Annotated in this window: 16 protein-coding genes; 12 read left to right on the top strand and 4 right to left on the bottom strand. The window is 61.1% G+C overall.

Annotated features, from left to right (window positions below; all coding sequences use genetic code 11):
- Positions 1-11: 11 nt before the first annotated feature.
- The 8 genes from RB216_RS14980 (at position 12) to RB216_RS15015 (ending at position 7,750) form a co-directional block, all read left to right on the top strand.
- On the top strand, positions 12-284 hold the full coding sequence (locus RB216_RS14980) for a DUF2934 domain-containing protein (protein WP_308907477.1): 273 nt from the start codon (positions 12-14) through the stop codon (positions 282-284).
- 119 nt (positions 285-403) lie between these two features.
- Positions 404-2,563, top strand: a complete 2,160-nt coding sequence (gene glgX, locus RB216_RS14985) for a glycogen debranching protein GlgX (protein ID WP_028616295.1) — start codon at positions 404-406, stop codon at positions 2,561-2,563.
- 1 nt (position 2,564) lies between these two features.
- Positions 2,565-3,563 (top strand): acyl-CoA dehydrogenase family protein, encoded by a 999-nt coding sequence (locus RB216_RS14990; protein ID WP_308907478.1) that lies wholly within the window; start codon positions 2,565-2,567, stop codon positions 3,561-3,563.
- Positions 3,560-4,318 (top strand): PIG-L deacetylase family protein, encoded by a 759-nt coding sequence (locus tag RB216_RS14995; RefSeq protein WP_028616297.1) that lies wholly within the window; start codon positions 3,560-3,562, stop codon positions 4,316-4,318. The genes RB216_RS14990 and RB216_RS14995 overlap by 4 nt, the downstream gene beginning before the upstream one ends.
- Complete coding sequence (locus RB216_RS15000) at positions 4,315-4,914, top strand: SAM-dependent methyltransferase (RefSeq protein ID WP_305381074.1); 600 nt, start codon at positions 4,315-4,317, stop codon at positions 4,912-4,914. The genes RB216_RS14995 and RB216_RS15000 overlap by 4 nt, the downstream gene beginning before the upstream one ends.
- A complete protein-coding gene (locus tag RB216_RS15005; protein WP_308907479.1) occupies positions 4,911-5,570 on the top strand; it encodes a glycosyltransferase family 2 protein in 660 nt (219 codons plus the stop codon). Before RB216_RS15000 ends, RB216_RS15005 begins: the two co-directional genes overlap by 4 nt.
- A gap of 179 nt (positions 5,571-5,749) precedes the next feature.
- Positions 5,750-6,511, top strand: a complete 762-nt coding sequence (locus RB216_RS15010) for a PIG-L deacetylase family protein (RefSeq protein ID WP_028616299.1) — start codon at positions 5,750-5,752, stop codon at positions 6,509-6,511.
- 204 nt (positions 6,512-6,715) lie between these two features.
- A complete protein-coding gene (locus RB216_RS15015) occupies positions 6,716-7,750 on the top strand; it encodes an alpha/beta fold hydrolase (RefSeq protein WP_308907480.1) in 1,035 nt (344 codons plus the stop codon).
- Here the strand turns inward: RB216_RS15015 and RB216_RS15020 are convergent.
- Positions 7,728-9,155, bottom strand: a complete 1,428-nt coding sequence (locus RB216_RS15020; protein WP_308907481.1) for an amino acid permease — start codon at positions 9,153-9,155, stop codon at positions 7,728-7,730. The two genes, RB216_RS15015 and RB216_RS15020, sit on opposite strands and share 23 nt — an antisense overlap.
- Positions 9,156-9,213: 58 nt before the next feature.
- Positions 9,214-10,248 carry a histone deacetylase family protein gene (locus tag RB216_RS15025; protein ID WP_028616302.1) on the bottom strand — a complete coding sequence of 345 codons (1,035 nt, stop codon included), beginning with the start codon at positions 10,246-10,248 and terminating at the stop codon, positions 9,214-9,216.
- A 121-nt stretch (positions 10,249-10,369) separates the two neighbouring features.
- Here RB216_RS15025 and RB216_RS15030 point away from each other — a divergent pair, with 121 nt between their 5' ends.
- From RB216_RS15030 to RB216_RS15040, 3 genes are all read left to right on the top strand, one after another.
- A complete protein-coding gene (locus RB216_RS15030) occupies positions 10,370-10,861 on the top strand; it encodes an Lrp/AsnC family transcriptional regulator (protein WP_308907482.1) in 492 nt (163 codons plus the stop codon).
- 183 nt (positions 10,862-11,044) lie between these two features.
- Positions 11,045-13,198: a TonB-dependent siderophore receptor gene (locus RB216_RS15035; protein WP_308907483.1), complete on the top strand. Its 2,154-nt coding sequence runs from the start codon at positions 11,045-11,047 to the stop codon at positions 13,196-13,198.
- A gap of 166 nt (positions 13,199-13,364) precedes the next feature.
- Entirely contained in the window at positions 13,365-14,858 is a 1,494-nt protein-coding gene (locus tag RB216_RS15040; RefSeq protein ID WP_028616305.1) for a methyl-accepting chemotaxis protein, read from the top strand.
- Here the strand turns inward: RB216_RS15040 and RB216_RS15045 are convergent.
- A complete protein-coding gene (locus RB216_RS15045; RefSeq protein ID WP_122727292.1) occupies positions 14,855-15,619 on the bottom strand; it encodes a sulfite exporter TauE/SafE family protein in 765 nt (254 codons plus the stop codon). The two genes, RB216_RS15040 and RB216_RS15045, sit on opposite strands and share 4 nt — an antisense overlap.
- 85 nt (positions 15,620-15,704) lie before the next feature.
- On the opposite strand from RB216_RS15045, the gene pdxR reads away from it, so the two are divergent.
- Positions 15,705-17,180 carry a MocR-like pyridoxine biosynthesis transcription factor PdxR gene (pdxR, locus tag RB216_RS15050; protein WP_308907484.1) on the top strand — a complete coding sequence of 492 codons (1,476 nt, stop codon included), beginning with the start codon at positions 15,705-15,707 and terminating at the stop codon, positions 17,178-17,180.
- Here pdxR and RB216_RS15055 read toward each other — a convergent pair.
- Positions 17,164-17,829 carry a TIGR02466 family protein gene (locus tag RB216_RS15055; RefSeq protein ID WP_308908884.1) on the bottom strand — a complete coding sequence of 222 codons (666 nt, stop codon included), beginning with the start codon at positions 17,827-17,829 and terminating at the stop codon, positions 17,164-17,166. The genes pdxR and RB216_RS15055 overlap by 17 nt on opposite strands.
- Between the last annotated feature and the right edge of the window lie 174 nt (positions 17,830-18,003).

Here is an 18,003-nt window from a genome sequence, read left to right on the forward strand (position 1 = left end):
GGAGCATTGTGATGAGTACTGAAGACAAACGCATACGCGAACTGGCGCATCAGATCTGGGAGTCCGAAGGCAAACCCCATGGTGAAGATGCACGCCACTGGGAGATGGCGCGCAAACTGGCGGAAGCCGAAGCGCTGACGCCAAGCAAGCCCAAGGCAGCGGCCAAGCCCAAGGCCGGCGCTCCCAAGCCGCAGGCGAAAGCCAAGCCAGCGGCGCCTGCGGCCAGCAAGCCGGCGCCACCGGCCGCTAAAAAACCACCGGCGCCCAAAAAGCCCAAGCCTTGACCCCTCACCTCTTGCCGGCGCTGTCGGCAAGAGGTGATTTCACCTTCCAGACTCCCAGCTGAAATTTCGTCAGCACGGCCGCGTTCGGCCCGAAAAAAGACCTTTGCAGGAGCAACTCAATGAGCAAACCCGATAAAACCCCTTCGACGCCGGGCAACGAGCCGTCGCGGATTCGTGAAGGTTTGCCCTTCCCCCTTGGCGCGACCTGGGACGGCCTGGGTGTCAACTTTGCCTTGTTCTCGGCCAACGCGACCAAGGTCGAACTGTGCCTGTTCGATGATTCAGGCGAAGTCGAGCTGGAGCGCATCGAACTGCCGGAATACACCGACGAAACCTTCCACGGCTACCTGCCCGACGCCCACCCAGGTCTGATTTACGGCTACCGTGTGTACGGTGCGTATGACCCCGCCAACGGCCACCGTTTCAACCACAACAAATTGCTGATCGACCCCTACGCCAAGCAGCTGGTGGGCGAATTGAAATGGTCCGAGGCGCTGTTCGGCTACACCATCGGTCACCCGGATGACGACCTCAGTTTCGATGAACGCGACAGCGCACCCTTCGTGCCCAAATGCAAAGTCATCGACCCAGCACACACCTGGGGCAACGACCAGCCGGTGCGGGTGCCGTGGGACCGCACGATCATCTACGAGACCCATCTGCGCGGGATCAGCATGCGCCACCCTTCCGTGGGCGAGTCCGTACGCGGCACCTGCGCTGGCTTAATGGAAGACGACGTGCTCAAGCACATTCGCCAGTTGGGTGTGTCGTCAGTCGAGCTGCTGCCCGTGCATGCCTTCGTCAACGACCAGCATTTGCTGCAAAAAGGCATGACCAACTATTGGGGCTACAACAGCATCGCGTTTTTCGCCCCCGACCCGCGCTACCTGGCCAGCGGCAAGATCGCCGAGTTCAAGGAGATGGTCGCGCACCTGCATGAGCAGAAGCTCGAAGTGATCCTCGATGTGGTCTACAACCACACTGCGGAAGGCAACGAGCGCGGCCCGACCCTGTCCATGCGCGGTATCGACAACGCTTCGTACTACCGCCTGATGCCGGATGACAAGCGTTTCTACATCAACGATTCCGGCACCGGGAATACCCTGGACCTGAGCCATCCGTGCGTATTGCAGATGGTCACCGACTCGCTGCGTTACTGGGCCAATGAGATGCACGTCGACGGTTTCCGCTTCGACCTGGCGACTATTCTTGGCCGTTACCGCGATGGTTTCGATGAACGTCACAGCTTCCTGGTCGCTTGTCGTCAGGACCCGGTATTGCGTCAGCTCAAATTGATCGCCGAGCCGTGGGACTGCGGCCCCGGCGGTTATCAGGTGGGCAACTTCCCACCGGGCTGGGTGGAATGGAACGACCGCTTCCGCGACACCGTGCGTGCTTTCTGGAAAGGCGATGACGGCCAACTGGCGGACTTTGCCGGGCGCATGACCGCTTCGGGCGAGATGTTCAACCATCGTGGCCGTCGTCCCTACAGTTCGGTGAACTTCATCACCGCCCACGACGGCTTCACCCTGCACGACCTGGTGTCGTACAACGACAAGCACAACGAGGCCAATGACGAAAACAACCAGGACGGCAGTAACAACAACCTGTCCTGGAACCATGGCGTCGAAGGGCCGACTGACGATCCGGAAATCAACGAACTGCGCCTGCGCCAGATGCGCAACTTCTTCGCCACCCTGCTGCTTGCCCAAGGCACGCCGATGATCGTGGCCGGTGATGAGTTCGCACGCACCCAGCACGGCAACAACAACGCCTATTGCCAGGACAGCGAGATCGGCTGGGTCAACTGGGACCTGGACGACGACGGCAAGGCCTTGCTCAAGTTTGTGAAGCGTCTGATCAAGCTGCGCCTGGCTTATCCGATTCTGCGGCGTGGGCGCTTTCTGGTGGGCGACTACAACGAAGACATCGGCGTGAAGGACGTCACCTGGCTCGCGCCGGATGGCAATGAGATGACCACCGAACAGTGGCAAGACAGCCACGGCCGCTGCCTGGGCATGTTGATGGATGGCCGCGCCCAGGAAACCGGGATACGCCGTGCCGGCGCCGATGCCACCTTGCTGTTGGTGGTCAATGCCCACCACGACATGGTCAATTTCCGCCTCCCGCCGGTGCCCGAAGGCGAGTTCTGGACCTGCATGCTCGACACCAACTCCCCGGCGGTACGCGGCCAGGAACGCTTTGATTTTGATCATGAGTACGCGGTGACTGGGCGTTCGTTGTTACTGTTTGAATTGCAGCGTGAAGACGAGGTGTGAAATGGCACTGCATGGATTCCTTCAAGGCTACCGGGGCTACGCGGACACGCAAGCCCTGGGCGCGGCCCTGAAGGCGCTTCAGGAGGAAGGCCTGGACCAGCTGCCCTTACCGGGCGGCGGTCAGACCCTGGAACGGTTCAGCCGCTTGGCACAGGTGGCTGCCCATGACCTGCGCTTGTGCAAGCTGTTCGAGGGCCACACCGACGCGTTGGCAATCATTGCCGAACTCAATAGCCCCTTACCCCCCTTGGGCAGCATTTGGGGCATGTGGGCAGCTGAGCCCCCCACCGCCAAGGTGCGCGTTTTCAAAGATGGCCATCGCCTGAAGTTACAAGGGCGTAAAGCCTGGTGTTCCGGCGCGGCGGTGGTCAGCCATGGCTTGCTGACGGCCTGGGACGAAGAAGACCGCCAGCAGTTGGTGGCGGTGCCTATGGATCAACCCGGTATCGTGGTGACGGACGAAGGTTGGAACGCCGTGGGCATGGCCGCCACCGGCAGTGTGGAAATAGTGTTCGACGAGGCCTGGGGGCTGGCCGTGGGCGGACCGGGTGATTACCTCGCGCGCCCCGGTTTCTGGCAAGGCGGCATTGGCATTGCCGCCTGCTGGTACGGCGCGGCCCAACGTCTGGCAGAAGCCCTGCGTGAGCAGTGCAGCAAACGCCCCGAGCCCCACGCCCTCGCCCACCTCGGTGCGGTCGACAGCGCACTGAACAGCGCCGCTTGTGTACTGCGCGCCAGCGCGGAACAGGTCGACCGCGAACCCAAGGCCAATGGCAGGGAGCTGGCGCAACAGACTCGGGCCTGTATCGAGGACACCGTCGAACAAGTGATTCACCACGTCGGACGCGCTGTGGGTGCGGGGCCGTACTGCAAGGATCCGCATTTCGCCCAGTTGATGGCGGACTTGCCGGTGTATGTACGCCAGAGTCACGCCGAGCGCGACTTGGCCGGCCTTGGCGAGTTGGTCGCCGGCGAACCCACAGGGAGGTGGCAGTTATGAAACCCAATCCAATCGTTGGCCAAGGCACGCCGCTGCATCGCTGGCAGGCATCGCCAAAGATGGCCGAGCTGCCGCCGATCAGCGTTGCGCAATTGGTTCCCGAAGGCCACCGGGCGGTGATCATCGCCCCCCATCCGGATGATGAAGTGTTGGGTTGTGGTGGCTTGATGCAGGGGCTCGCGGCACTTGGCCGTCCGATCCAACTGATTTCGGTGACCGATGGCAGCGCCAGTCATCCCGGCTCGCGGCGTTGGCCAGTCGAGCGCTTGAGCGTCGTGCGCCCCCAGGAATCGGCCCAGGCGCTGCATCGTCTCGGCTTGCCGCTGCACAGCCTGAAATGGCTGCGTGCGGGGTTTACCGACAGTAAGGTGGCGGCGCGGGAGGATGAACTCGCGGCGTTTATCCAGCGTTACCTCAAACCCACCGACGTCGTATTCACCACCTGGCGCGAAGACGGTCATTGCGACCATGAAGCCGTCGGCCGTGCCAGCGCCAAGGCCTCCCTTGCGGTCGGCGCAACCCTGTATGAACTGCCGGTGTGGACCTGGCACTGGGCAACGCCCGAGGATGACCAGGTGCCTTGGTACCGCGCCCGCAAGATTCCATTGACCTGTGAAGCGGTAGCCCGCAAACGCCACGCCATCCATGCCTTCGCCAGCCAGTTGGAGGGTGATCCGCAGATCGGCCTGGCGCCCGTGCTGGCGCCCTATGTGGTGGAGCGCCTCTTGCAGCCCTTTGAAGTGGTATTCGTATGAGTGTGGCCACACCGTATTTCGACCAATTGTTCGCCAATAACGACGACCCCTGGGCCTTTCGCCAACGCTGGTACGAACGGCGCAAACGCGCGTTGACCCTGGCGGTGCTCACCCGGCCACGTTATGCCTCGGTGTTCGAGCCCGGTTGCGCCAATGGCGAACTCAGCTTCGAACTCGCGCCCCGCTGTGACCGCCTGCTGTGTTGCGACACAGCCTCGGCCGCCGTCGCCCTGGCACGCGGTCGCTTGCTGGGCTTTGCGCATGCCGAGGTGCAGCAAAGTCGATTGCCCGAACAGTGGCCCGCGGGCCAGTTCGACCTGATCGTATTTAGCGAATTGTGTTATTACCTCGACGCCGATGACCTGAGCGCGCTGGTAGATCGTGCTCGCGCTTCGCTGACCGACAACGGCCAAGTGCTGGCCTGTCACTGGCGCCCCGCCATCGAAGGTTGCCCACAAACCGCCGAGCAGGTGCACACCCTGCTCCATCAGCGTTTAGACATGCCTAACGTCTGCAGCCACCACGAACACGACTTCCTACTCGACTTGTGGAGCCGTGACGGCACTTCGGTCGCCACCCTAGAGGGCTTGCGATGATCGGCATTCTGATCCCGGTACATAATGAACAGGCCTTGCTGGCGGACTGCCTGAGCGCGGCATTGATCGCGGCCAGCCATCCAGGTTTACTGGGTGAGGAAGTGACTGTCTTGGTTGTACTCGACAGTTGCAGCGATGACAGCGCCGTGATTGCCCAGGCCTACCCAGTGCAATGCCTGGAAGCCCAGGTGCGCAACGTGGGACACGTACGTGGCGTGGGCGCGCGGCATCTGCTCAACCAGGGTGCACGTTGGATCTCCTGCACCGACGCCGACAGCCGCGTGGCGCCTGATTGGCTGGTGGCCCAATTGGCGCTAGGGGCCGATGCTGTGTGTGGCACGGTCACCGTGGACGCCTGGGGTGAAGGTTTCGACTCTGCAGCGCAGATTCGCTATAACCAGGCTTACGAGGCGCGGGACGGCCATCGGCATATCCACGGTGCCAACCTGGGAGTGAGCGCCGGTGCCTATGTCCGCGCCGGTGGCTTCGAACCCCTGGCGTGCCATGAGGATGTGCAATTGGTGCGTAACCTGGAGTTGTGCGGCGCCTCCATCGCCTGGAGCCATACCCCGCAGGTGATCACCAGTGCGCGCCTGGACGCCCGCGCCCAGGGTGGTTTCGGTGATTACTTGAAGACCCTGATGCACGCTACTTGAAAAAAACGACATTACAAAATGTAAAACCGACAGATCCTTGTCTATGCTGATGACGCCTTGCTGGCGTTCCAAGGGTGGAGTGCTATGCAGCCACTGCGGCGGAGCCTGTAGTGGATAGAAGAGTGTCGTCCCGTCAACGGACCACGACCCAGCATCAATCGACAAGGATGTGACACCCCATGAAGCTTGCTTCCTTAAGCGACGGCCGTCGCGGCCCCGAGCAAATCTGGAACAGCGCCCCGCAGTTGGCGCAAATCCCTCCTATCTCCCCGTCCTCATTGGTGCCACCGGGCGCGCGTGTGGTCATCATCGCCCCCCATCCCGGTGACGAAGTGCTGGCCTGTGGCGGCCTGCTGCAATTGCTCAGTACATTGGAGCATCCACTGCAACTCATCTCGATCACCGATGGCAGCGCCAGCCACCCAGGGTCCGACGTCTGGCCCGCCAGCCGCCTGAGCGTGGTACGGCCCCAGGAAAGTGTCGAGGCCCTACGCCGCCTGGGTATGCCCTTGCACAGCCTGAAGTGGATTCGCGGCGGCTTCTGTGACGATGCCCTCGCCGGCCGCGAGGCGCAACTGAGCCAATTCATCGCGCGCTACTTGCAACCGGGCGATGTCGTGTTCAGCACTTGGCGCAATGACGGCAATGACGACCACGAAACCGTCGGCCGCGCCAGCGCCAACGCCTGCAGCCTGGTGAGCGCGCGTCTGTATGAACTGCCGATCTGGGCTTGGCACTGGCCCGCTCGGGAAGGCGCAATCATCCCCTGGCAACGCGCACGCAAGGTGCGTCTGGACACGTGGACCGTCGCACGCAAGCTCCATGCAGCCCATGCCTATGCCAGCCAGTTGGCTGGCGACCCGCAGATCGGTCTGGCACCGATGCTGGCCCAGGTGCTGCTGGAGAGAATGCGTGAACCCTATGAGATCGTGCTGTCTTAGCCGCCGATCCGTCCTACCTGGCAGCGGCTGCCGAAGGGGTGACTGGGGGCTTCTCAATTCAACGTCTGCAAGGTTTGTATCGCAGTGTGTACAGAGCTCACTGCGATACACAGCCTTTAACTCAACGGGTTTCCTGAAACAGGCCAGATACAGCCCGGCGTTCAACTGAGCACCAGGCACACATCCAGCCGCAGGAGGCTCGCCATGCACACTCAGTTGACTCGCCGTTTCAACCGACACTCCCTTTTCCTGGCCGTGGCCTTGTCGCAATTCGGCATTCTGGGCATGGCCCGAGCCGAAATGCCCGAGGCGCCTACCCGCGCCGTCGCCAGCCCACAAACCGCCTTCGGTGCCCTCAAGCACGTCAAGGCCGGCCTGCTGGACGTGGCCTACGCTGAAGTTGGCCCGGCCACCGGCCCGGCGGTGATCATGCTGCATGGCTGGCCCTACGATATCGACAGTTACGCCCAGGTCGCACCGCTGCTGGCGGCCAAGGGTTATCGCGTGCTGATCCCCTATGCCCGGGGTTATGGCGGTACGCGTTTCCTCTCGGACAACACCCTGCGCAACGGCCAACCGGCTGCCCTGGCCAGTGACGTGATCGACTTCATGGACGCGCTGAAGATCAAGCAAGCCGTACTCGGTGGCTACGACTGGGGCGCACGCTCGGCCGACATCGTTTCGGCGCTGTGGCCGGAACGGGTCAAGGCGCTGGTGTCGGTCAGTGGTTACCTGATCGGCAACCAGGCGGCGGGCAAGAACCCTTTGCCGCCTAAAGCTGAACTGCAATGGTGGTATCAGTTCTACTTCGCCACCGAGCGCGGTGCAGCCGGCTACCAGAAAAACACCCACGATTTCGCCAAGCTGATCTGGCAACTGGCTTCGCCGCAATGGAAGTTCGATGACGCCACCTTTGACCGCAGCGCCAAGGGCCTGGAGAACCCGGATCACGTCGCGATCAGCGTGTTCAACTACCGCTGGCGCCTCGGCCTGGTCCAAGGTGAGACGAAGTACGATCCCCTGGAGCAGAAACTCGCCCAGGCGCCTTCGATTGGCGTGCCGACCATCACCCTCGAAGGCGATGCCAACGGTGCACCGCATCCGCAGCCCGAGGACTACGCCAAACGTTTTACCGGCAAGTATGAGTTCCGCCTGATCAACGGCGGCGTGGGCCACAACCTGCCTCAGGAAGCGCCCGAAGCGTTTGCCAAGGCGGTCATTGATGCGGATCACTTGTGACCGAATGCGGCGCCTTCATCCAATGGCCTCCCTTAAAGCGTGAAAACTGATAAGCAACTCCCAGCCAGATAAACCAGGCCGGCATCACGCACAGCGCCAAGCGTGTATCCGGCCGCAACGCCAACAGGCCCAGCACAAACGCGAGAAACCCCAGCGAAAACCAGGCCATCGGCACACCGCCAGGCATCTTGTAGAGGGATTTGGCGTGCAGGTCCGGACGCTTCTTGCGGTAGGCGATGTAGGACGCCAGGATCGTCGACCAGGTAAAAATCACCAGGATTGCCGACACTGTCGACACGATGGTGAAGGCGGTCATCACCTCTGGCACCACAAACAGCAACACCAGCCCCAGCAACATCAGCAGTGTCGTAAACGCCAGGCTGATAAACGGCACGCTGCTCTTCGACAAACGCCGGAAGATCCCCGGCGCATCCCCCAGGTCAGCCAGGCCGAACAACATACGGCTGGCGGAAAACACGCCGCTATTGGCCGACGACGCCGCGGAGGTCAGCACCACGAAATTGACGATGCCCGCCGCTGCCGGAAAACCCGCCACCAGGAACAACTCAACAAACGGGCTTTTGCTCGGCGAGACTTGCTGCCATGAGGTCACCGCAATGATGCACGCCAGAGCCAGCACGTAGAACAGGATGATGCGCAACGGGATCGAATTAATCGCCTTGGACAAGGTTTTTTCCGGCGCACGGGTTTCGGCGGCGGCAGTGCCGATCAGTTCGGTGCCGGCAAAGGAGAAAATCGCCATCTGGAACCCGGCAAAAAAGCCGAACAAACCATTGGGAAACGCGGCCTGTTTATCCAGCAAGTGCGTCAGCGAAGCGGTGACGCCCGTCGGCGAGACAAACGAGCTGGCGATCAACACCACGCTCACCCCAATCAAGGTCACTACGGCGATGATCTTGATAATCGCGAACCAGAATTCCACTTCGCCAAACAACTTCACCGTCAGCACATTCAACGCAAACAGCGTAAGCAACATGCCCACCGCCGGCATCCAGGCCGGCACATGGGGAAACCAGTACTGGAAGAAGCCACCGACCACCACCGCATCCCCCACTACCGCCACGCTCCAGCTCAACCAATACGACCAGCCGAGAAAGAACGCCGCACGCGGCCCCAGATAGGCGCCGGCAAAGTCAGCGAAGCTCTTGAAGTTCAGGTTCGACAGCAGCAACTCGCCCATGGCGCGCATCACGAAATACACGAAGAGCCCGATGATCATATAGATCAGGATGATCGAGGTGCCGGACAGCGCAATGATCTTGCCGGAGCCCATGAACAGGCCGGTGCCGATTGCACCACCCATGGCCATCAATTGGATATGGCGGTTGCTCAGGGTGCGTTGCAACGCTGGCTTTTCACAAAGCCCGGACGTGGTTGTTTTCATCACAAAACCTCTTGTTATGTTTTTGAGTTTTGGCAGAAGAAAAGACGACGGGTTGTTGTTATCGGGTGCTGCTTTCAAAACCGTGCAGCACGTTGACGGCGTTGATGCCGATTTCATCGACCATGTAGCCGCCTTCCATCACGAACAGGGTGGGCACGCCGACGCTGGCGATGATTTCGCCCATGCCGAGGAAGTCCTGGCTGTCGAGCAGGAAGTGGCTGATGGGATCGTCCTTGAAGGTGTCAACGCCGAGGGAGATCACCAGCACCTCGGGCGCGAAGTCGCGCAGTTGCTGGCACGCATTGATCAAAGCGGTCTGGTAGTGCGCCCACGTGGTGTTTTTCGGCAACGGATAATTCAGGTTGAAGCCCTCCCCTGCGCCCGCGCCGCGCTCACTGGCTGCGCCGGAAAAGTACGGGTAAGAGACTGCCGGATCGCCATGCAGGGAAATGAACAACACGTCCGGGCGGTCGTAGAAAATATTTTGCGTGCCGTTACCGTGGTGGAAATCCACATCCAGCACCGCCACGCGCTTGGCGCCTTGAGTAATAGCCTGCTGCGCGGCAATCGCTGCGTTGTTGAGGTAGCAATAACCGCCCATGTATTCGCGGGCTGCGTGGTGACCTGGTGGGCGGCACAGGGCGAATGCACTGTGATGGCCTTCGTCGATCAGCGCCAGGCCGGTCAAGGCGATATCGGCGCTGGTTCTGACCGCATCCCAGGTGGTGCGGGTAATCGGCGAGCCGGCGTCCATGGCGAAGAAACCGAGCTTGCCGTCGATGAAGTCCGGGACTTGATGGTTGGCCAGGTCACGCACCGGCCACACCAGGGGCAATGCATCATGGCTACGGCCAATGGCGGTCCATTCGGCCCAGGCCGACTCGAGGAATGCCACGTAGCGTTCGCTGTGGGCGTTGACGTAACAGGCCCGGTCAAAGCGGCGCGGCGTGATGATATCGCCCAGGCCCACCTGCCTGACGCGATCGCGCACGGTGTCGGCGCGACTGGGTTGTTCGAACGACGGTTTGAGCACGCCGTCCTTCAGTTCAGTGCCGTGGTGCAAACGGTGGGCTTCGCTAAAAACAGTCAACATGAGTGGGCATCCGCCAGTAAAAGACAGGGTCTATTTTGTTCTGGCAGCGTCGGGCTTTCTTTGCTTTTATTTGCGGCACTGTTAGTTTTATCGGGAATATTTACCCCTACAGCGCCTAGTTATGAAAAATAAAACCAATCAGGTCGTTCTTGACGACACCGATCTCGCCATCCTCGCGCTACTGCAGGAAGATGCGAGTATTTCCAACGCGCAGTTGAGCGAGCGTCTATCCCTGAGCCTCACGCCCTGCTGGCGTCGGCGTAAACGCCTGGAAGAGGAAGGTGTAATCAAAGACTACCAGGCCAATCTCGATCGCAAGCTGCTCGGGCTGAACATCATGGCGTTCGTGCATGTGCGTTTCGCGATCCACACCGATCATGCACCGGATGCGTTCGAAGCGGTGGTGAAGGAGCTGCCGCAGGTGCTGTCGTGCCACAAGATCACCGGTGATGCGGATTACCTGTTGCAGGTCCTCGCGGAAGATCTGGACAGCTACAGCGAGTTTGTCGAGAGCGTGTTGCGGCGCCAGTTGGGGATTGCGTCGATTCAATCGAGTCTGGCGCTGAGGGAAGTCAAGGCGACGAGTCGGGTGGCCATTCCAAGGCATGAATAGTCATCCATGAGATCGCGTTTGCTGGGGCCGATTTAGCAAATCGCTGCCAGTAAATTGTGAAAAAAACGTTAACTAATTCTCTCCGAAGGCTTTTTCCTTCGAACTCAATCTGCCACACTGATGCGAATAATTATCAACACCTTTATTATTCGCTATGGAAGGCATTCGGGGAGAGTCAGTTCCATGTCTGTGCAACAACACGGCAGCAAAGGTTTTTCACCCAGTCTGATGGCGTTGGCCGTCTGTCTTGCAAGTTCAACGGCGGCCTTTGCCGCTGAGGCGGAAAAAACCGCCCCGCTCGAATTGGGTGCCACCCAGATCAGCACTGAACAGCTGGGCCAGACCACCGAAGGCACCCAGTCCTACACCACCGGCGAGATGGCGACCGCCACCAAACTCCCGCTGACCATGCGTGAAACACCCCAGGCCGTCACGGTCATCACCCGCCAACGCATGGACGACCAGGCCATGACCAGCGTCAACGACGTGGTCAAGAACACGCCCGGCCTGTTCCTCAGCCAGTCCAGCGGTCCTGGCCGGCAGACGTACAGATCACGTGGCTTCGACATCGACAACATGATGTTTGACGGCATCCCCAGCTCCTATTCCGGCTACGCCAACAGCGTGCAGCCCAACCTGGCGATGTTCGACCGTGTAGAAGTGATCCGTGGCGCCACCGGCCTGGTCACCGGCGCCGGCAACCCTTCGGCGGCGATCAACTTTGTGCGCAAGCGCCCGACCGCCACGCAGCAGGTATCGATCACCGGTGCCGCCGGCAGTTGGGACGATTATCGCGGCGAATTCGACGCTTCCAGCGCCTTGAATGACAGCGGCACCCTGCGTGGCCGCGTCGTAGGCTCCTACCGCGACGCCAACAGTTTCCGCAAAGGCGAAGAAAGCGACCACGGCCTGTTCTACGCCATCGGTGAAGCTGACCTCAGCGAAAACACCACCGCCACCCTGGGTTTCTCGCGCCAGGAAGACCAGACCAACTTCTTCTGGGGCGGCCTGCCCATCGGCACCGACGGCCATCACCTGAACCTGCCCCGCTCCACCAACCCCGGCTCCGACTGGGAAAACAAGAAGCTGACCATCGACACTGTCTTCGGTGATATCGAACATCGCTTCGCCAACGACTGGAAGCTCCACATCGCAGGTTCCTCCTCTCAGTTGGACGGTGTGTTCACCGGCACCTACCAGTCGCGCTACCAGACCACACTGGCGCGCACCGCCTATCAATCGCACCAGGACGACAAGCAGTACGGCCTGGACACGTTCCTCAGCGGCCCGGTCGAAGCGTTCGGGCGCACCCATGAAGTGGTGGTCGGTACCAGCAAGCGCATCTACGACGCCACGTCCAAGGAATACAGCCCCTACGACACCAATTACCCGCTCAATGGGGCAAAACCGGACTTCGTACGTGACGGCAAAGGCCACAGCATCACCACCCAGGACGGCGTTTACCTGACCACCCGCCTGAACCTCGCAGACCCGCTCAAGGTGATCCTCGGCGCGCGCGTGGACTGGTATGACTACGATGACCGCCAAGGCGACGGCGACTACAAAGTCACCCGTAACCTCACGCGCTACGCCGGCGTGATCTATGACCTGAACGACCAGTACTCCGTGTACGCGAGCTACACCGACATCTTCACACCGCAGACAAGCCGCGACTTCTCGGACAAGCCACTGAAGCCCATCGTCGGCGAAAACTATGAAGTCGGTATCAAGGGCGAATACTTCAACGGCGCGCTCAACGCCAGCCTGGCGGTGTTCCAGATCGACCAGAAAAACCGTGCGACCCTGCCCGAGAGCCAAGCCGGTTGCCCGATCATGGCGTGCTACGAAGCCTCCGGCCTGGTACGTAGCCAAGGCATAGACCTTGAGCTGCAAGGTGCACTCACCGAAAACTGGCAGGTCGGCGGCGGTTTCACCTACACCCGTGCGCATTACATCAAGGACACCAATGCGGCCAACAACAACCAGCGTTTCGACACCGACACCCCGGAACGTTTGTTCAAACTCACCACCTCCTACCGCTTCCAGGGCCCACTGGAAAAACTGCGCATCGGTGGCAATGTTTACTGGCAGAGCCGCATGTACAACGATGTGGTGCTCGCCAACAGCAATACCTATCGCCTGGAACAAGGCAGTTATGCCGTTGCCGACGTGATGGCCGGTTACCAGGTGAACAAACACCTGGACCTGCAGTTGAACGTGAACAACATTTTCGACCGCACCTATTACTCGGCCATCGCCACCAGCCCGATCTGGGGTTCGACCGACACTTACGGTAACCCGCGCAGCTTTGGCGTCACGGCCAAATACAGCTTCTGATCGTGATCCGATCAACGGCTACCCGCCCGGGTAGCCGTTCCTCAAGTCCCGCCGCCGGATGCCGATAACCGTTGGCATCACTGAATCCAATAAAAACTAAAAACACCTGATTCGCTCCACCCTGCCCCTCACTTTGATTCGGCCAGACCACAGGGAGTAAGTGTGAATGCCCACCCGCGCGCGTTTTTTCGAGCACTACCGTAAAGCCGACCGCATCATGCTGGCGTTGATCTGGTTGATGTTCCTGTTCTCCCTAGGCTTGGCGTTCTGGCATGACACCTTGATGCAAGCCGCCATCATCGGCGGCGGCACCAGCGTGGTGCTCACGGCGCTGTACCGTGCGATAGGCAGCACCCGCGTGATGCGTTGTGCCCTCGGCGCGGGCCTGATGATCATGGCGGCACTGCACATCAACCAGGCCCAGGGCGTGATCGAATCGCACTTCGGGATCTTCGCGCTTTTGGCGGTGCTGACGTTTTATCGTGACTGGCTGCCGATCCTGGTCGCCGCCGCCACCATCGCCGTGCATCACGTGGTCTTCCATGCCCTGCAACACCAAGGGTTCCCGGTGTTTGTGATGGAGCATCACGGCGGCTGGACCATGGTGTTCGTCCACGCCTTCTACGTGGTGATGGAAACCGTCGCCCTGCTCTACCTCGCCGTGCACAGCCAAGCCGAAGCGGTCGAGAGCCAGGAAATGCTGGAGAAGATGCTCGCAGTCACGTCCCAATTCAGCGCGCAAACCACCCATGGCGAAGGCAAGGTGCATGTGTCGTTGGCCACGCGCTTCGACCACTTCCTGCAACAGATCACGCACCTGATCGACGGCGTCGCCCGCGACTCCCACGGCCTCGGCCAACTCGGCCAGGAACTGGCCAGCGCCAGCGGTACCCTGGAAAAAGGCGCTCGGCATCAATTGGCGCAGATCACCCAGATGACCGGCTCGATGCAGCGCATGGAAGACGCCATGGGCCATATCGCCGTGCACGTCGAGCAAGCGGTGGACCACGCCGGCAAGGCCAGTCAACAGATCCAGCGCGGCCAGGAAAGCGTCAGCCGTGCCCAACAGGAAATCACCCAACTGGCCACACGCCTCAACGGCACCCACGAAACGGTGCAGGGCCTCGCCGTGCAAGCCGAGCAGATCGGCACCGTGCTCGAAGTGATCAACAGCATCGCCAACCAGACCAACCTGCTCGCCCTCAACGCGGCCATCGAGGCCGCCCGCGCCGGCGAGCAAGGCCGCGGCTTTGCCGTGGTCGCCGACGAAGTGCGCAGCCTAGCGCAGCGCACGGCGGTGTCCACCCAGGAAATCAAGACCATCATCGAAGGCCTGCAACACGGCAGCCGCCAGGCCGTGGAAGCCATGCACGACAGCCGCCAAGGCGTGGAGCGTTGCGTTGAAGACAGTCAGGTAGCCGTCGACATGCTGCGCGCGGTGGGAAGCGACATTGCGCACATCGACGATCTGAATGGACGGATCGTGACCACCACCCGCGAACAGACCACGGCGAACCTGGAGATTGTCGGGCGGTTGCAGTCGGTGCAGAGCATTGCGCAAAGCACCGCCGACGATGTGGAAACCCTGGCGCGCAGCAGCGAGCGATTACCGCCGATTGCAGTGCGGCTGGATGCGTTGGGACGCAGGTTCCACCCCTAGGCCCAGTAGCCCCCAATCCCGTCCCACAGCAGCTTCAGCGCCGTGATAATCAGCAAGCCATAGCAGGCGCGATAGAGCTGGCGCTGATCCAATCGCGCATGCAGCCGCCAGCCCAGCCACACGCCACTGGGCACGGCGAACAAACAGATAAGCGCCAGACCCAACACGTTGCCGGTAGGCCTGGCGAGGATCAACCACGGAATCGCCTTGAGCACATTGCCCACGGTGAAAAACAGGCTGGTGGTCCCGGCGTAAACCTGTTTGCTCAGGCCCAGTGGCAGCAAGTACATCGCCAACGGTGGCCCACCGGAATGCGCAACCATGGTGGTGATTCCCGAGGTGACCCCAGCGGCCACGGCCTTCGGCGTTGAGCGCGGCTTCACACTGACATTTCCCCCGGCCCTGAACCACAGGCCGACGAACACCAGCGTGACCACCGCCATCACGATGGCAATCGCACGGTGATCCAATACGCGAAAAAGCAGGTAGCCAACGCCGATTCCGACCACCAACCCAGGTACCAGTAACGTGAGGTCGGGCTTTGACCAGGTCGACGGTTTCCAATAGCGCAGGCCGAACAGGTCCATGGCGATGAACAACGGCGCCAGCAAGCCGCCGGCAGTGATCGGGTCCATCACCAGCGACAGCAGCGGGATACCGACGATGGCAAAGCCGCCGCCAAAGGCGCCTTTCATAAAGCAGATCAAAAAGACCCCGGCAAAGGTCACAAGGATCGTCGTGGTTGTCAGCTCAAGTTCCATGGCGTGCATTCATTTCGCAGAGAAGAGACGTCATAATCTCGCGCATCACCGGCACCGCAAAAAGTACCAGTTTTGAGGTTTTTCCATGGGCCAGTTATCGAACCCCAGGCGCGGCGCGGAACGCCGCCTCTACACCAAGCTGCGAGCGCAGATAGAGGACGGCACCCTGGCGCCCGACGCGAAGCTGCCCTCCACCCGTGCCATGGCGGAGACGCTTGGGGTCTCGCGCACCACGGTCACCGCCGCCTACGAGCAATTGGCTGCCGAAGGGTTTGTGGTGACCGCCGTGGGCAAGGCCGCCAGGGTCGCAGCCCTTACCAGTGCGCTTCCTGTCGTTGGCACCGTGCCCCGCGACAGCCCGCCACCCCCATTGTCGCGCTATGGGCAGCGGGTTGCCGCTCTCACGCCCTATCACATGGTTTCGCCCACCGCGCGCATCGACTTCCGATATGGAGCGGTCGCCTCGCGGGACTTTCCGGCACTGGGCTGGAACCGCGCCTATCGAGCCGAACTGATCAAGCGCCAACCTACGCGGCCTTACGGCCAGCCCGAAGGCGAAGCCGCTTTGCGCCAGGCGCTGCAAGGCTACCTGCGCCGCGCCCGTGGCTTGACCTGCGATACCGAGCAGCTACTGGTGGTGCACGGCTCCCAGCAAGGGCTAGACCTGTGTGCCCGCTTGCTGCTCAACCCTGACGACGCCTTCATTTTCGAAGACCCCGGCTACCGCATGGCCCGCTATTGCTTCGAGGCCACCGGCGCAACGGCCTTGCCCATCCCGGTGGATGCATCCGGTTTGCAGACACACCTGTTGCTGGATGACCCGCGCGCACGGTTGGCCTACGTCACTCCGTCGCACCAATTCCCCATGGGCGCCGTGCTGTCCATCGCGCGACGCGTCGAACTGCTGAACTGGGCAAAGCGCCATCGCGCCTGGATCATCGAAGACGATTACGGTGGCGAGTTCCGTTACGGCCAGCGTCCCATCGACGCCTTGCAATCGATGGATGCCGAGGCCCGCGTGATCTACGTCGGCACCTTCTCCAAGGCGCTTTCGCCGCAACTGAGGTTGGGTTACCTGGTACTGCCGCGCGAACTGGTGGGCGTGTTTCGCGAGGCCAAACGGTTGACCGATCGCAACGAAACCCGTTGGGAGCAAAACGTGCTTGCCTCGTTGATCGACAGTGGCGCCTACGAACGCCATCTACGCCGCTTGCGCCGTGATAACGAAGGCCGACGAAAAGCCCTGCTGGATACCGTCGACCGCCACTTGGCGGGGCTTGGAAAACTGGAGGGCATGGCGGCCGGGTTGCACGGTGTATTGCTATTGCCAACCCTGCATGCCCGGGATGAAAGCGCATTGCAGGCGATGGCGCTTGAGCGCGGGATAGGTGTGTATCCGCTATCGCCGTTGTTCACGTCGGCAAGAGAACGACCGGCAAGCCTGATACTGGGCTATGCCGGGCTTACTGTGCAGCAGATTGATGAAGGCATCAGGATACTTGCGCAAGTCATTCGGCAGGTCATGGGAGCAGTCCGCGCGCCTCTCATACCCCAAAGTTGAACGCGATGGAGATCCGCGGCCGCGTCCCCTCAAAGCGTCGTACCGAGTGCATCAACCAGGACGGAAACATGATCAATGTCCCGCTGCTGGCAACGCAGGTGCTGCTGAACCCGGCGGTCAGGCAATCCTCGACCCGCATGCGCAAGGCGGGATTGTAGGTCGAGGCCACCATGCCTCGCGGATCAACGAATTCCAGGTCGCCGCCGACGGTGGCGTCCTCTTCACGGCCTCCTGCATCAACCCAATACACCCCCGACCAGAATGCTCCCGGATGCCCATGCAGCGCATTGCTGTGGCCAGCCTGGCTCACATTGGCCCACGCGTTGAGCTTCCACTCGAAACCGGGCACGGTTAATCCGAAGCCTTCGTGATGAACCGCAGTCAGTTCGGTGGCGAACTGCGTGGCGAAGGCCACCAACGCGCCGCAGGCGTCCCCACCCCACTCCTGAAAATCGTTCGCGGATTGCCAGCCGCCATCGTTGCTGCGCTGGGCGCCGCACTGGTCCTGGGCCATGCGGTGGGTGACGAGCGCTTTGAGCTCTGCGTTGAGCGTGTCGGCGTTCGGGTATTGGATGCTGGCCAAGGGCGTTGTGAACAGCCGCCGGATGTTGATCAGCTCCGGATTCAAAAGATTGTCGCTCGACTGCATCGGGTAATCATCATGTTTGCCAGTAGCCACAAACCATAACGGCATCAAAGGTTCAGCGATGTAAACCATTGTTAAAGTCTTAACCAAAGTTGCGCACACGCTCCTTGCCTCACCTGGCCCAATTCCTGCCTCCCCCAACTCGACCAAGTCGCTACTGACTACGCGGACGACTCT

The organism is Pseudomonas canadensis, assembly GCF_030980095.1.
GTDB classification, from domain to species: Bacteria; Pseudomonadota; Gammaproteobacteria; order Pseudomonadales; family Pseudomonadaceae; genus Aquipseudomonas; species Aquipseudomonas canadensis.